This is a genomic window from Acetonema longum DSM 6540, from assembly GCF_000219125.1.
In the GTDB taxonomy this organism is placed as follows: Bacteria; Bacillota; Negativicutes; order Sporomusales; family Acetonemataceae; genus Acetonema; species Acetonema longum.
Genome location: NZ_AFGF01000144.1, coordinates 38,357 through 52,796, shown reverse-complemented (window position 1 = coordinate 52,796; position 14,440 = coordinate 38,357). Strand labels below are relative to the sequence as shown.

At 50.1% G+C, this 14,440-nt stretch carries 9 protein-coding genes and 1 pseudogene; 2 read left to right on the top strand and 8 right to left on the bottom strand.

All coding sequences use genetic code 11. The features are described 5' to 3' along the window. Positions 1 to 117: 117 nt before the first annotated feature. From ALO_RS14540 to ALO_RS14525, 4 genes and pseudogenes are all read right to left on the bottom strand, one after another. The gene (locus tag ALO_RS14540) at positions 118 to 3,258 is read right to left on the bottom strand and encodes an efflux RND transporter permease subunit (protein ID WP_004097139.1); all 3,141 of its coding nucleotides are present in this window, start codon (positions 3,256 to 3,258) and stop codon (positions 118 to 120) included. A gap of 12 nt (positions 3,259 to 3,270) precedes the next feature. Next, positions 3,271 to 4,428 carry an efflux RND transporter periplasmic adaptor subunit gene (locus ALO_RS14535; protein ID WP_004097138.1) on the bottom strand — a complete coding sequence of 386 codons (1,158 nt, stop codon included), beginning with the start codon at positions 4,426 to 4,428 and terminating at the stop codon, positions 3,271 to 3,273. A gap of 191 nt (positions 4,429 to 4,619) precedes the next feature. Further along, positions 4,620 to 5,984, bottom strand: a complete 1,365-nt coding sequence (locus tag ALO_RS14530; RefSeq protein ID WP_004097137.1) for a sensor histidine kinase — start codon at positions 5,982 to 5,984, stop codon at positions 4,620 to 4,622. Further along, positions 5,981 to 6,671: pseudogene (locus tag ALO_RS14525) on the bottom strand (response regulator transcription factor). Before ALO_RS14525 ends, ALO_RS14530 begins: the two are co-directional and overlap by 4 nt. Positions 6,672 to 6,989: 318 nt before the next feature. Between ALO_RS14525 and ALO_RS23220 the strand changes: the two are divergent. Beyond that, a complete protein-coding gene (locus ALO_RS23220; protein ID WP_004097135.1) occupies positions 6,990 to 8,705 on the top strand; it encodes an ATP-binding protein in 1,716 nt (571 codons plus the stop codon). 199 nt (positions 8,706 to 8,904) lie between these two features. Then, positions 8,905 to 10,062: an N-acyl amino acid synthase FeeM domain-containing protein gene (locus ALO_RS14515; protein WP_004097134.1), complete on the top strand. Its 1,158-nt coding sequence runs from the start codon at positions 8,905 to 8,907 to the stop codon at positions 10,060 to 10,062. A gap of 118 nt (positions 10,063 to 10,180) precedes the next feature. Here ALO_RS14515 and ALO_RS14510 read toward each other — a convergent pair whose 3' ends face one another. The 4 genes from ALO_RS14510 to ALO_RS14495 form a co-directional block, all read right to left on the bottom strand. Beyond that, entirely contained in the window at positions 10,181 to 11,995 is a 1,815-nt protein-coding gene (locus ALO_RS14510; RefSeq protein WP_004097133.1) for an ASKHA domain-containing protein, read from the bottom strand. After that, positions 11,988 to 12,686, bottom strand: a complete 699-nt coding sequence (locus ALO_RS14505; RefSeq protein WP_202945789.1) for a DUF1638 domain-containing protein — start codon at positions 12,684 to 12,686, stop codon at positions 11,988 to 11,990. The genes ALO_RS14510 and ALO_RS14505 overlap by 8 nt, the downstream gene beginning before the upstream one ends. A gap of 16 nt (positions 12,687 to 12,702) precedes the next feature. Then, a complete protein-coding gene (locus ALO_RS14500) occupies positions 12,703 to 13,539 on the bottom strand; it encodes a sugar phosphate isomerase/epimerase family protein (protein ID WP_004097130.1) in 837 nt (278 codons plus the stop codon). 73 nt (positions 13,540 to 13,612) lie between these two features. Next, positions 13,613 to 14,392 carry a hydroxypyruvate isomerase family protein gene (locus ALO_RS14495; protein WP_004097128.1) on the bottom strand — a complete coding sequence of 260 codons (780 nt, stop codon included), beginning with the start codon at positions 14,390 to 14,392 and terminating at the stop codon, positions 13,613 to 13,615. Positions 14,393 to 14,440: the final 48 nt, after the last annotated feature.

The window sequence follows — 14,440 nt, the reverse complement described above, 5'->3', positions numbered from 1 at the left end:
TTAACTTACTTGTTTTCCTGTTGATCCATTCTAGTTTTTTGCTTCTCTACGCAGGAACGCCGCTCCTGCTTCGCTGGGGAGAAGGAGCGGCCCGAAACAGATCTATAACAAACAGTCTCAAATATGCTGCTTAATCGCGTTTTGCTGCGGCTGGCGCTTTGCCGCCATTTGTTCTATGACCACAAAGAGAACCGGCACCAGGAATATCCCCAGGAGCGTAGCCATAAACATGCCACCCACCACCGCGGTCCCCATGGCATTTCTGGCGCCGGCACCGGCGCCGCTGGCCAAGGCCAGTGGCAGGCAGCCGATGATAAAGGCCATTGAGGTCATCAAAATGGGCCGGAAGCGGATTTTGGCAGCTTCAATAGCGGCCGGCGCCGGCTTCATCCCTGCATCCAACCGCACCTTAGCGAATTCCACAATCAATATGGCATTTTTCGCTGCCAGACCGATCAGCATCACCAGGCCAATCTGCATATAGATGCTATTCTCCAGGTTGCGCGCATACTGGAAAAGAAAAGCGCCGAAGAGGCCGGTAGGCACGCTTAACATAACGGCAAAGGGAATGCGCCAGCTCTCGTAAAGCGCCGCCAGGCTTAAAAAGACAAACAGCAAGGCAAAGCCAAACACGATGGGAGTCCTGCCGCCGGATATTTTTTCTTCCCGGCTTTGGCCTGACCAGGAGTAGCTAAAACCGCTGGGCAGAGTCTGGGCAGCCACCTCCTCCAGGGCGGTAATCGCCTGTCCGGAGCTGTAGCCCGTGGCCGGACTGCCGTTGATCTGCACGGCCCTGCTGCCGTTGTACCTGGTAATAATCGAGGCGGCATTGACCGGCACCGCCTTGATCAAGGTGCTGAGCGGCACCATGGTGTTGGACGAGCTGCGCAGATAAAAGAAGCGGGTGGCATCAACGTCATTGCGGAACTGGGGCTCAGCTTGCATAATGACTTTGTAGGAACGACCGAAACGGTTGAAGTCATTCACCTGCGTGCCGCCGAGAAAAGCCTGTAAGGTACTGAAGACCTCGTCGAGCGAAACGCCCAGTTTTTCCACCTTTTCCCGGTCCACTTGAAATTCATATCCCGGCGTCGAAATGGAAAAGGTCGTATAAATGGTGCCAATTTCCGGCCGCTGGCGGGCTGCAGTCAGAAATCCCCTGGATATGCGGTCGATTTCCTCGTCCGTGCTGCCCGTCCGGTCTTCCAGCATCAGGGTAAACCCTCCTACCCGGCCCAAGCCGGGCAGCGCCGGCGGATTAAACGCCATGACGCTGGCCTCGGGAATGTGGCTGCTGCTTTTAAAGACGCTAAGAATTTGTTGTGATACCTGCAGTTCAGGCGTCTTTCTTTCCGCCCAGGGTTTCAGCCTGGTAAAAATAACGCCCGAGCTGGACTGGGTTCCCCCGCTCAGCGCGTCGAAGCCGGTTATGGCCATTGTATCCGCGACGCCGGGCTGGGAACGTATTTCTGCAGCCACCTTGTCGAGCACTGCCTGTGACCGGTTCAAACTGGCCGCTTCCGGCAGATTTACGGCTGTAAGGAAGTACCCTTGATCCTCGGAGGGTACAAAAGAAGAAGGAACAGCCTTGTACAAGGCGCCGGACAAAATAAGCAAAACCGCCAATAATACCACGCATAACCGCGATTTAGCTATCGCGCGGCCTACCCCGCCGCCATAACGCTCCACTGTTGCTTCAAACCAAGCGTTGAATTTGGCAAAGAACCTGGCGACGAATCCCCCGTGCGCCGACGGGTCATAGGGCTTTAAGATCGTAGCGCACAAAGCTGGCGTCAGGGACAGGGCCACCACTGCCGACAAGGCCATGGATATGGCAATGGTCAGAGCAAATTGCTTATATAGAATCCCCATGGTGCCTCCGAAAAAAGCCACCGGGATAAACACCGAGGCCAAAACAAAGGCAATGGCGACAACCGGTCCCGAAACCTCGTCCATCGCCCGGACGGTCGCCTCCCGGGGGCTGAGGCCATTGTAGCGCATGTGGTGTTCCACCGCCTCAATCACGACAATGGCGTCATCCACCACCAGCCCGATGGCCAGCACCATGGCAAACAAGGTTAAGGTATTAATGGAAAAATCCAAAACCAAAAAGGCGCCGAAGGTGCCGATCAGCGATACCGGAATCGCCAGCATCGGAATCAGGGTGGCCCGCCAGCTCTGCAAGAAAAGAAATACGACCAGCAGCACCAAGAGCAGCGCTTCCACGAAGGTCTGGCATACTTCCAGCAGGGATTCCCGCACAAACTCGGTATTGTCCACCGCAATGGTGTATTGCATATCTGCCGGGAAGCGGCTGGCGGCATTGGCCAGGACCTGTTTCACATTGCCGATCGTCTCCAGAGCGTTGGCGTCGCTGCTCAGCTGGATGGCAAAGCCCGCCGTCGGATGCCCGCTAATTTTACTGTTAAACGTATAATCCTTGCTGCCCAGTTCTACCCATGCCACATCTTTCAGCCGTATTGCCGAGCCATCCGTATTAGCCTTGATAATGATGTTCTCAAATTCGGCTGCTTCCGTGAGCCTGCCTTTGACTCTGGCGGTATATTGAAACTCCTGCTGCGGCAGCGTCGGGGCCTTGCCGATGCTGCCGGCTGCCGCTTGGATATTCTGGGTCGAAATAGCGCTGGAAATATCGCTGGCCGTAATATTAAACCGGGCCATTTTATCCGGCTGCAGCCAGATGCGCATGGCGTAATCGGAGCCAAATTCCATGACATTGCCGACCCCGCTGACCCGTTTGATATCGTCGACCAGATAAATACTGCCGTAATTTTTCAGAAAGTTGGCGTCGTAGGTGCCGTTTGGCGACCACAATGTAAAAATCAGACTCATGTCATCACTGGATTTTTTGGTGGTGACGCCGACTGTCTGCACGCTGGACGGCAAAGATGCCGTAGCCTGAGCCACCCGGTTCTGAGTTTGCACTGCGACAATATCCGCATCTTTATCAGGTTCAAACTGGACACTCAGTGAATAGGAGCCGCTGTCGGAACTGGTGGATTGCATGGATGTCATGCCTTCCACACCGTTGACCTGCTCTTCAATAATCTGAGCCACAGTTTGATTGATGACATCGGCATTGGCGCCTGTATAGGATGTACTCACGGCGACCGTGGGCGGCGAAATCTGCGGGTACTGCGCAATGGGCAGATTAAACGCAGCCACGAGGCCGGCCATGGTAATCACAATCGATAAAACGATGGCAAAAATAGGCCGCTCAATAAAAAACCTGGCCATGAAAATCCCTCCCTATTGCTCCTCCGCAGTTGCGAGATCATCCGGCGCGACCATGACTACCTGCAGGGGTGTCCCGGCCTGAACCTTGGAAAACCCTTCCACGATGACCTGATCCCCTGCAGTCAGACCTTCTTCCGCCACCCACAGGCTGCCAACCCGGGGTCCCATTTGGACCGGCCGCGATTCGGCCTTGTTGCCTGCCGCAACTACGGTTACAAAGGTCTTGCCCAATATTTGCTGCACGGCGCGCTGCGGCACCAGCAGGGCCCCCCGGCGCATTTCTCCCTCTGCCACTATCCGGGCGAACATGCCGGGAATCAGCAGCTGCTGGGGATTGTCAAACACTGCCTTCAAGGTGAGTGTGCCGGTGTCGGTGTTTAACCCCTTGTCTACCTGGGCAATCCGTCCGGCGAGCGGATACTTGGCGCCATTGCTCAGAATGAGCTTTAGGCTGCCGCCCCATTCCCGGGGTTCTGTACCACTGCTGTGCTGTGCCAGCTGCAGATATTCATTTTCGCTCATACTGAATTGAATGAAAACCGGGTTCACTGAAGAAATGGCGGCTAAGGTGGTCGATCCGGCCGTAACGTAATCGCCCACGCTCAGATCGTTCACGTCAATGCGGCCGTTGAACGGAGCTACAATCAAAGTATCGTCCAGGTCGTCCGCCGCCTGCCTAGCCTTTGCCTGATAAGCATCGACCGCAGCGGCATTCTGTTGCTCCGCTGCCAGCTGGGCATCCAGCGTCTGCTGGGCAATGCCGTTCTTGGCCGCCAGTTGTTGATATCGCAGAGTATCGCGGCGGGAGTTGTTCAATGCCGCTTCCGCCTGGGCCAAGGTCGCCCGGGCATTCAGCAGGGCGGCCTCATATTGACGGCGGTCGATCTGGAATAATGGCTGACCTTCACTGACCCTAGCGCCGCCTTCCACCATTTTGGCAACAATATTGCCGGAGACTTTGGCCTTGATCTGCACTTCATTTTTGGCCTTCACCTGACCCACATACTCATATGTAACGGGAGTGTCCTGCTGAATGACCTGCATTGCTTTTACCTCCACGGCCTGTGGAGCCTGGGCTGTTTGCCTGCTGCTGCAGCCGGAGGCCAAAAGCGCGGCTGATAAGGCGATGAGGCTTAAGTAGCGGATTGTATTGAAGTGTGAAGTACTCAATGCTATCCCTCCTGATTTGCAAATATGAATTTTACAGGCAAACCATCCTGCCTTAGGAAAAGTTCCCCTCCTGTCGATAGGACAGCAGGGGAACTTTTTACTGACATATGCCTCCCTGTTACGAAATTATCCATACATCGTATGTTTAGTATACAGAGAGATCCTTAATTTTTTCTTAAAAAACGATTGTTCTATGGAAAAAAATTCCGTTTCCGCGGTAGGGTAACCACCATGGTAGTACCTGTTCCCAGGCTGCTTTCCGCGCTGATGCTGCCGGCATGTTTCTCCACAATCCATTTGGCGATAGCCAGCCCCAAACCATTCCCCCGTTCCTTGCCGGAACGGGATTTATCGGCCCTGTAGAAACGGTCGAAAATACAGGGCAAGTCCCCGGCTGAAATACCCATGCCCGTATCCTGCACGATCATTTCGGCAGCATTATGCCTCTTATTGACCCGGACGGTTACACTGCCGCCTTCCGGGGTGTATTTGACGGCATTGTCCAATAGGATGACCAGCAATTGGGCGATCTTTTCCCTGTCCCCCATGATCTCGACCCAGTCGCCGGCTGGCAGACTCAGGGCGATATTCTTCAGCCCGGCAATCGGCTGAAACTGGGTGACTACGGTTGCCACCAGTTCCTGAAGCTGAATGGGCTGATATTCGATTTCAATTTGATTGGAATCCGACCTTGCCAAAAGCAGCAGTTTGGCAACCAGATTGCCTAACCGGGTGGTTTCCTTAATAACGGAGGCAATCCGCGCACTCTCTTCTTCGATGGTTCGATCCGGCGAATGCAGCAGCAACTCGGCCTGTGATTTGATGACGGCCAGAGGCGTTCTCATTTCATGGGAGGCATCGGCCACAAACTGTTCTTGTTTTTCCCAGGATGCATTAATGGGAATGAGCGCCTTCTCGGCCAGAAAATACCCCGCAGCCACTATAATAAGGAAAACCAGCATGGTTCCCGCCGTACTTACCAGCAGAAAAGTATGCAGCAGCCGGAGCTCCGGCTCCACATTAGCAACGGCAATAATGTCTTTTATCTGCACCAGCCGCTGACCTACCGCAATAAACGGCAGCAGTTCCCCGTCATAAGACATTTTGAAGCAGCGATAATAATGGCCTTCGTATATTTGACTCTGGGGAGAGCCACTGATTGCCTCCGCCGCCAGCTTGGCCACTTCGGCCGCATTGAGGCTGACGTTGGGATATGGGGCAGCCAAATCCCCCTCCGCATTAAAAAACAACAGCAAAATTCGCGGATCATGAGGCGGCGGCAGAGGCGGCAGCATAAAGCGAAAGGTTTTCTCATGGGTCACCGCCTCGGTCCGATACCCCACTGCTTCAGCCCGTCGCCTGATTTCCTGAGATACACTCGTAACCAGGCTCCGCATGCCGTTGTCAACATTGGCATACAACTGATTGCTGATAACCATGTACAGCAAAACATTATACACAATGAAAACCAATAGCAAAACACCGGTATTCAGGGCCGTCAATCGCCACAGAACCTTGCCGAATAAATTCCACCTGCGCCTGAATATGCCGATCATCCCTGCCCACTCGCCTTGTCTTTCAGTATGTATCCCACTCCCCTGACCGTGCGGATTAAATTGTCACAGCCAAACACGCTCTATTTTTTTGCGGAGAAAGTGTATGTATACATCCACAATCCCTAAGCCTGTTTCTGTTTCCAGGCCCCACAGCCGGTCAAATATCTGTTCTTTGGTTAAGATCCTCTCCCGGTTCAGCAGTAAAAATTCCAGCAACTCATATTCTTTGGCGGTAAGACCTAATTCTTCGCACTGAAAATAGCCGTCTTTCAGTTTGGGATCTAAGGCTATGCACCTATAGGAAAGCAGTCCCTGCGCCGTTTCCCCGCCCTTGCGCCGCAGCAGGGCCCTTACCCGCGCCAGCAATTCCGGCACCGCAAAGGGTTTGACCAAATAGTCGTCCGCCCCGGCATCCAATCCTGTCACCCGGTCCTCGACTCGATCTTTAGCGGTCAATAACAGCACGGGAACGGCATCTTCCCGGCCCCTAAGCTGTTTTAATATCTCTAAACCGCTTAGGCCGGGCAGCATGATATCGAGGATCAACAGATCATACACTGCCTGCTCGGCCAAAAAGATTCCTTCGTCGCCATTACCCGTATCATCCACATTAAAACCTTCGGCAGCGAGAACGGCAACAATCGCGTCACGCAGGAGATCCTCGTCTTCCACGACCAAAAGTTTCAAAGCCAATCACCCCAAATGGCCTGTTCGTAGTCCAGACCCTAGTAAATTGATTATATCTTAAATATATTAAAGATTTCTTAAAAGACCATTCTTAATCAAGCGTATTAGAAGGCCTCCTTTTGCGAATGCTTTATTCGCAAGCTAACTATACCAAACTTCAGTTTCAAGATAAATTATTTTTGAAGCATTCTGCTGTAATGAGTCAAAAAATACTATCAAAATTCCACAGAGTGAAAATAATGTAAAATAAAAGAAGGAGGATATTTACATTGGGAAGAATGTTTAGAAATGTAAATAATTAGATTGGTGTGAGTGATCATGGATTACGCGTTGCTATCCGCGATTGGTGCAATGGCAGGAACACTTTCGCCTATACTTGTTTATATCTATTTATATACGATATACCGCGAACGCTATATTGGCATCTGGGCGCTAGCCTGGTTTATCCTTTCTTTACGCAATATTTTTTTTGATTTTGGAATATTCCCCTGGAAGCAGCATGCATTCGGCTTTATTATATATCAATTACTATTCATTGGCTGCGGAGTAGTATTTGTATGGGGAATCTGTCTCTTCGCCAACAAGCCCACAAACAAAAACTGGCTATACAGCTCAATCGGTATTGCGTTAATAAGTATAGCAGTTATACTGTTGGATTTGCCTGGGGTCTATAAAATCTTACCGCCCGCTTGGTTTGCCAGCATAACGCTACTGTGGACAGCCGGCTTCTTTTTGCGCCGGCTGAATCTTCCGGGAGTTGGCAGACTTATCACAGGCTATGCATTTATGCTATGGGGGATACTCACGTTCATTCTTCCTTTTTCATTTGCCTTCCTTACATGGATCAACTTAGCCAGTGGTATTCTGCGCTTGGCTGTCGCTACAGGTACTTTAATTGTGCATTTTGAAAAAACAAGAGCAGATTTATTCAGTAAAGAAACTCAATACCGATTACTGGCGGAAAACGCAGTGGATGTAATTTACCGCTGCCGGCTGTCGCCCTACGTCAAGCTGGAATATATCAGTCCGGCCATTCTGGCGGTGACAGGCTACAGCCCTGATGAATGGTATGCCGACCCCAAACTGTTCATGAAGGTGGTGCACCCTGATGATTTGCCGCTGTTTAAAAATTATATTAAGGACTGCGCGAAGGCAAACAGCTTGCCATTCACGTTTCGTCTGATCCGCAAAGATCAGAACATCGTGTGGGTAGAGCAAAGGTGGGTCCTTATTCAGGATCCTCAAGGAAACAGCCTGGTTATCGAAGGCATTGTCCGCGATGTCACGGCCCGCAAGGAACTAGAGCAAATCGCCGCCCGCATGGACCGGATGAACATGGTCGGACAAATGGCGGTCAGTGTGGCCCACGAAATTCGCAATCCCCTCACCACGGTACGCGGCTACCTGCAATTGCTGGGTATGACGCGTGAGGGCCTTATGTACAAGGAGCGGTATGATCTGTTAATCGAGGAACTGGACCGGACGAATGAGATCATCAGCGAATACCTGATGCTGGCCAAAGATAAAGTGGCCAATCTCAAGCGCTGCTCCCTGAATACCATTATCCAGACACTGAGTCCATTGATACAGGCCAATGCTGCTGCCGCAAACGTATACACAAAGTTTGATCTCGGAGAAATATCATCCCTCTACTTGGATGAACATGAAATCCGCCAGTTGCTGCTCAATCTGGTGCGCAATGCGATCGAAGCTATGCCGGCCGGCGGTGAGCTCACGATCTGCACATCTTCGGAAGGAAACCAGGTCACCCTCGCGATAAGCGATCAGGGGTCCGGAATACCGTCGCATATTCTTGATAACCTGGGTATGCCGTTTCTGACCACCAAGGAAAACGGTACGGGCTTAGGGTTACCGATTTGTTACCAAATTGCTACTCGCCATCAGGCTACGATTCAGGTAAAGACGAGTGACCGGGGAACTACATTTTTTGTGTACTTTAATCAACCCCCAGCCAAGGAAAATTTCGCCTTGCCTCAGTCTTTCGGCGTAGGAAGAATCTCCCGGATCGGATGATGAAGCGTAAGTAAGGAATAAAAGAGCCCCTTTCCTTGAGTGCAAAACACTCAAGGAAAGGGGCTCTTTTTTACAAATAACTACAGGATTGCCCAATATTTGTCCGTATTTCAACAATAAGGAGGTGACCAGCATGAAGAAGACATAATGCGCCGTTATGAGTATGTCCTAATCAAATTGGAAAAGGAGCGAAAAATGTATGGCGACGACTATTCGGGAAAACACGTACGTCCAGGTTGATGAGAGAGAAAATATAACCATTGGGATGGCTGCCAATTTTCTGGAGAAGACGGAAATCTACCGCTTCCGCTATCAGGTTTATGCGGAAGAAATGTCCAAACGGTTCCCTGCTATGGACCATGCCAATAAGCTGCTATTTGATGATTTGGATAAGTGGGGAGTACTGTTATATGCAAAAGCGGGACAACAAATTATTGGTACAGTACGAGTAAACATCGGGCGGCTTATAGATTTTCCAGCCTTTTGGGCCAAAAATCTTTCTCTGGATCGGTTCCAAAAATACTATGGGCAAAATAACGAAGCAAAATTTGCCTATAGCTCAAAACTCTTGATAGCGCCAGCATATCGTAATTCTATTGCAGCTCCTATGCTTTCAGCTAAAGTTTATGAACTGTGCTGCGATCAAGTTCAGTTTGGGTTCGGAGTGTGCAATCTGTATTTGCTGCGCTTCTATGAGCAGTTAGGGTTTCATCAAGTTGGTCAGCATTTCATTGATCCCGGCTACGGTTTGCTGGCACCCTATGTTCTTTTATTAGATGACATAGAACATTTACGAACGGTGCGCTCTCCGTTTTTTCGCCTGGCTAGAAAAAGGAAGTTGCAAAACAGAGCTATTGTCGATTGGTTCTACTCCGAATTCACAGAAAATTCTACTATATTGAACAGCCAGCTTATTGGCGAAGAAGAACTATGGGCTTTTTTGCAACAGCGGCTGGCGCATACCCCTGAACGGGTGATGCCGATACTATATGGACTATCGGCGGAAGAAGCGCGAAAGTTCTTGCATTGCTGCGGCATCGTGGTGCAATGCCGGGCGGGTGATCAGGTCGTAACCTCCGGCATCTCAAGCTACGATCTGAACATTTTAATTTCCGGAGAACTGGAACCGCCCTGCTCATTGCGAAATAAACTGCGTATTTTGCCCGGCCGGGAATTCGGCGCCAACGGATTGGTGGAGCATCCCAAACAGGCTGCAGACATTACCGCTGCTACGGATGCAGAGATCCTGGTGCTATCCAGCCTGGCTTTTCCCAAATTCCGCCATGCCTGCCCGGCTGCTGCCGACAGGATCCTCCGGAACACAGCCGGCATGGCCGATGAGGCGCTATATCTGTGAGAATCACAGCCGAATAGATGATTATTCCCGGATCATAATGATTCTAAACTGAAAAAATGCATCAGGGGCTCACCTGAAAACTCTGCAGGGAGCCCCTGATGCGCGTTTTTGCCGCATACTATAGGAGGTCGAAAGACATTGATGCCGGAAAGGTCATTGCCTCCACAAATATATCCTGAAAATCCGACCGCCCAGCCAGTTCTATGTAACGCACCCGTCCAGCTATATTGAAGGCTTCGTGGCGGGCTGACGCTGAAAGCAGCGCCAGTACGGCGCCCTCTCCGGCAGCATTGCCAACGGGAATGATTGCGTTTTCCAGCGCAAGGGGCAACAACCCGATGGCGCACATATTGTGTTTATCAAGGTAGTTGCCGAAAGCGCCGGCCACGTAGAGTTCACCGATCTCTTCCAGGCGAAGTCCGGCTTCTTTAACAATTATCTCTATACCGGCCGCTATAGCTCCTTTGGCGAGCTGGACCTGACGAATGTCCTTCTGGGTGATCATAATCGGTTCCCCTTTACCTTCTTGCAAGGCAAGAATAAAGGCGTGGCTGCCTTGCCATGGAACAACTCGCTCTTTAAGGGTTTCAGGCCACGAAGTTAAATTATCTGATTGAAATCTGCCGGTTATGTCGATAACGCCGGTTTTTAAAAACCCCGCAACTGCATCCACCAGACCCGAGCCGCACAGCCCTTTCGGCTCATAACTACCGATAATATGATAGTTTATGTCTTCACCGACAACCTGTACCGCATCAATAGCTCCGGGCATTGCGCGCATGCCATTCTTAATGCAGGCTCCCTCAAATGCCGGCCCGGCAGAGGTAGAGCATGCCCATATTTGCCCGCCAACCCCTATAGCCATTTCCCCGTTGGTCCCGATATCCACTACCAGCCGAGCTGTTTCATCCTGGTCTACAGGATTAGACAGCAACGCGCCAATGGTATCTGAACCGATAAATCCCGATACATTAGGCAGCCAATAGACAAACCCGGCCGAATTGATTGTCAAGCCAAGCGAACTGGCTAGACAGCAGACCGGGGCTCTCAAAACCGGCTTATAGGGAGCCTGTCCCAGCCCGGCGGGATGAATTCCTAAAAACAGGTGGTTCATGCAGGTATTGCCGACAAACACCAGTTCATAGATATCTGTGCGTCTTAGGCCCGCCATCTCTGCCGCCTGGTCAATCAGTCGTTCAACGCCCCCACGGATTGCTTTGGTCAGTTGCTCCAGCCCGTCAGGCAAAGTATTCGTGTGATTCACCCGGGATATGACATCCGCCCCATAGGTCCGTTGCGGATTCATGGCGGATACCGTTGCAATACGCGTCCCCGTGTTTAGATTCAGCAAGTATCCGACAAGGGTGGTAGTCCCAATGTCAAACGCCATGCCGAAAAGTATTTCTCTTGTATCTCCCGGCTCCAGCGACACGATTTGATCATTGTAGACTACCGCGGTAATGAATGCACTGCCGCTTTGCAGCAAATCAGCTAACTGCCGGGCCAGTCCCGGGTCACACTCCTTCTCCCGTCCCACTTTCCCGACCTGGTCGACAAGCCAGTCCATTTGGCTTCGATATCCGTCTCCCGCTTTGCTCCTGTTAACAGTATCGAGCAGCATTTTCCGTATTGTCGGTTCCAGTGCGTATTTTTCACTGACCGCCCCTTGCCGCAATATCTGCTCTTGTCCTAAAGAACCATCCGGCAGGAGCACCGTCATATTCCGGTCAACCCGGGTTTGACAGGCCAGCGCTGATACCCATATTTCACCGCATTGGATCATAACCTGGCATTTGCCGCACAAGCCGGCACCCCCGCAGGGCGATTCAAAATCTTCTCCTAAAATCGCCCGCAGGTTTTCCAGCAGTCCCGTCCCAGGCTCTGCCTTCAGTGCCCGTCCTTGCGGCATTATCGTTAAAACAACCCTATTCATTGCTTCCCCCTCCTTCCCCTGTGCACTGTCTTTCATCTAAGCTCTCCCAGCATACAGGTTTCCCCGGAGGAATATGAATCACGTCATCCCGCAAGCGCGTACCGGTAACAAGCGCACGCAATAATGACAGGTCGCCTTCCACTTCGCCGACTGCCCAGCAAAAGAATGCTGCGATTTCCTTAAGCTTTACGCGGTATTTTTCCGTGTCTTCCTGCAGACAGGTTTTGACAAAGATAGCTTCGCAGTATTTTCCATAAAGCGCTTCTATTAGATAGCGGGCTTCCTCTTCTCCATACCTTTCTACATATTCCCGGTACTCCGCATAAGGGCTCCGGCCATAATCCAGCCATCCCGCGCTAAAATAATAGGCCGCCGGATTTCTGTCAGCCAGCATTCGCCGCTTCTCGCCGCATCCTAAAAGCAGTTCGAAGCAGTCATGGACCCGCGGCAAGACGATCGGCGCCTTAGGCGACACCAGGCCGGCGGTTGCTTTGGAACACCGGCCATAGGTCAGAACAATCGCGCTGTAGTCCTGGCTGTTGTCGATCTTTTTCTGCAGCTCTTTCTGTAATTGATCCGGGGCGGCATGATAGGAAAAATCCAGATACTCACAATCCATCCCGCCGGTTAACCCCAGAGACTCTACTTCTTTTTGCGTGGAAGGGCAGCCGATCAATTTGACTCTCAGCAAATTACTCGCCAATTTGTTATCCGATAGCAAAATACTTGCCGACAACTGATTCCGTTTTCTCTTTTCCCACTTTAATCGTTTGCTCAATATCCCAATCCCAATACTCCGGCCGGAACAATTCAACCGAAACCATTTCACTGTAGCCAATTTTTTTGAGTGTACCCAGAACGGCATTTAAATCAACTGCTCCCTCGCCCGGCCACAGCCTGTTGCTGTCACGCAAGGCGCCGACAGGTAAATCTTCGGCATCATCAATATGGAAAATGAAGATTTTTTGGCCATCAGCTTGTTGCAGATCTTCGATTTTGGAACCCATCGCATGAAAATGGAAACAATCCAGAACCATGCCGACACTGTCCCGGTTTAACGTTTTAATAATATCATAAGTCTGACCAAAGGTATTTACCGAGCAATTGGGATAGCCCACAAATTCATAAGCCAGTTTTACGCCATATTGTTCCGCAAAATCGGCCAAATCGTTGAGGGCTCTCATGGATTCTTCTTTAATCCGGTCTTTCGTATAATTTCCTACGTCAAAGGTGGGAACGACTACGATCTTCTTGCAATGAATCTTTTCCCCGGTTTCACAGAGGAATCTGAGATTTTTTTTAATCTCCTGATAGCCCGCAGCATCACGGAAGGTGATAAATTCCAAGGCATTAAAAGCATAGGGCTTAATCTTGCTTTTGTGGAAAAATGCCGCCAGTTCATCAACAGTATGCCTTTTGAGATAGTTTTCTAATTGATCCAGCCGGATTTCAATCAGGTCATAGCCATATTTCTCGCATAGTTCCAAATCTTTTTCCAAGGTTGATTTTTTCATTGTCGTTGCCTGGTTAAAGCAAATTTTCATGCTAACTCCCCCAACAATTTTCCTTTTTCATCTCGCCGAATATGACAGCCACGGCGTTACTCCGCGAGGGGTTCTAAAGGCTCTTTATAGCGTTAATCGCTTCCTTGGAGCTTTTTAAAGGAAACAATTCATAGCCTGCTACTTTATCATATTTTAGCGCTTTTAGTGCATCCATTACATTTACATAATTAATTTCCCCGGTACCTGGTTCATGTCTGCCCGGCACATCCGCTATATGAATATAGCCAATAACATCAAGGTATCTCTTTAATGTATCAATAATATTGCCTTCCATGATCTGCATATGATATACGTCGTATAATACCTTTATGTACGGTGAGTTTACTAATTTTATAAGACTGGCCGGATCTATGGTATTATTTAAAAAATTACCGGCATGATCGAGCTTTGAATTCAGCGCCTCTAACACCAGTGTGACTTTTTCCCTTTCCGCTATAGGAGCTAAGTCCTTCAGCACCTTAAAGATTGTTGCAAATTTTTTAGAATCAGGTATTTCAGGATAACCGTTTAAAACCACACCGCCCTCTCCCAGCGCATTCGAGTGGATCACCAGGTTTTTGCAGTTTAAATATTGGGCCGTTTTTATCGATTCCTTGACAAAGGATATATATTTTTCACTTTCATCCGGGTTGATTAGAGAATAATCCTGATCACCGGAAAAACTGGCTACCTTGAGACTATATTGCAGGCATAGCTCTTTTATCGTGGTGATATCCTTATCCTTCCAGGTCCAAAACTCAACATAGTCAAAGCCCGCTTCCTTTACTAATGCAAATCTTTCTGCCAAAGGAGCTTCAGTAAAAATTGTCTCAATACATACTGATTTCTTCATGGAAAAAATCAACTCCCTTGCTAAAATTCTAGCATGGAATGGTTTTTA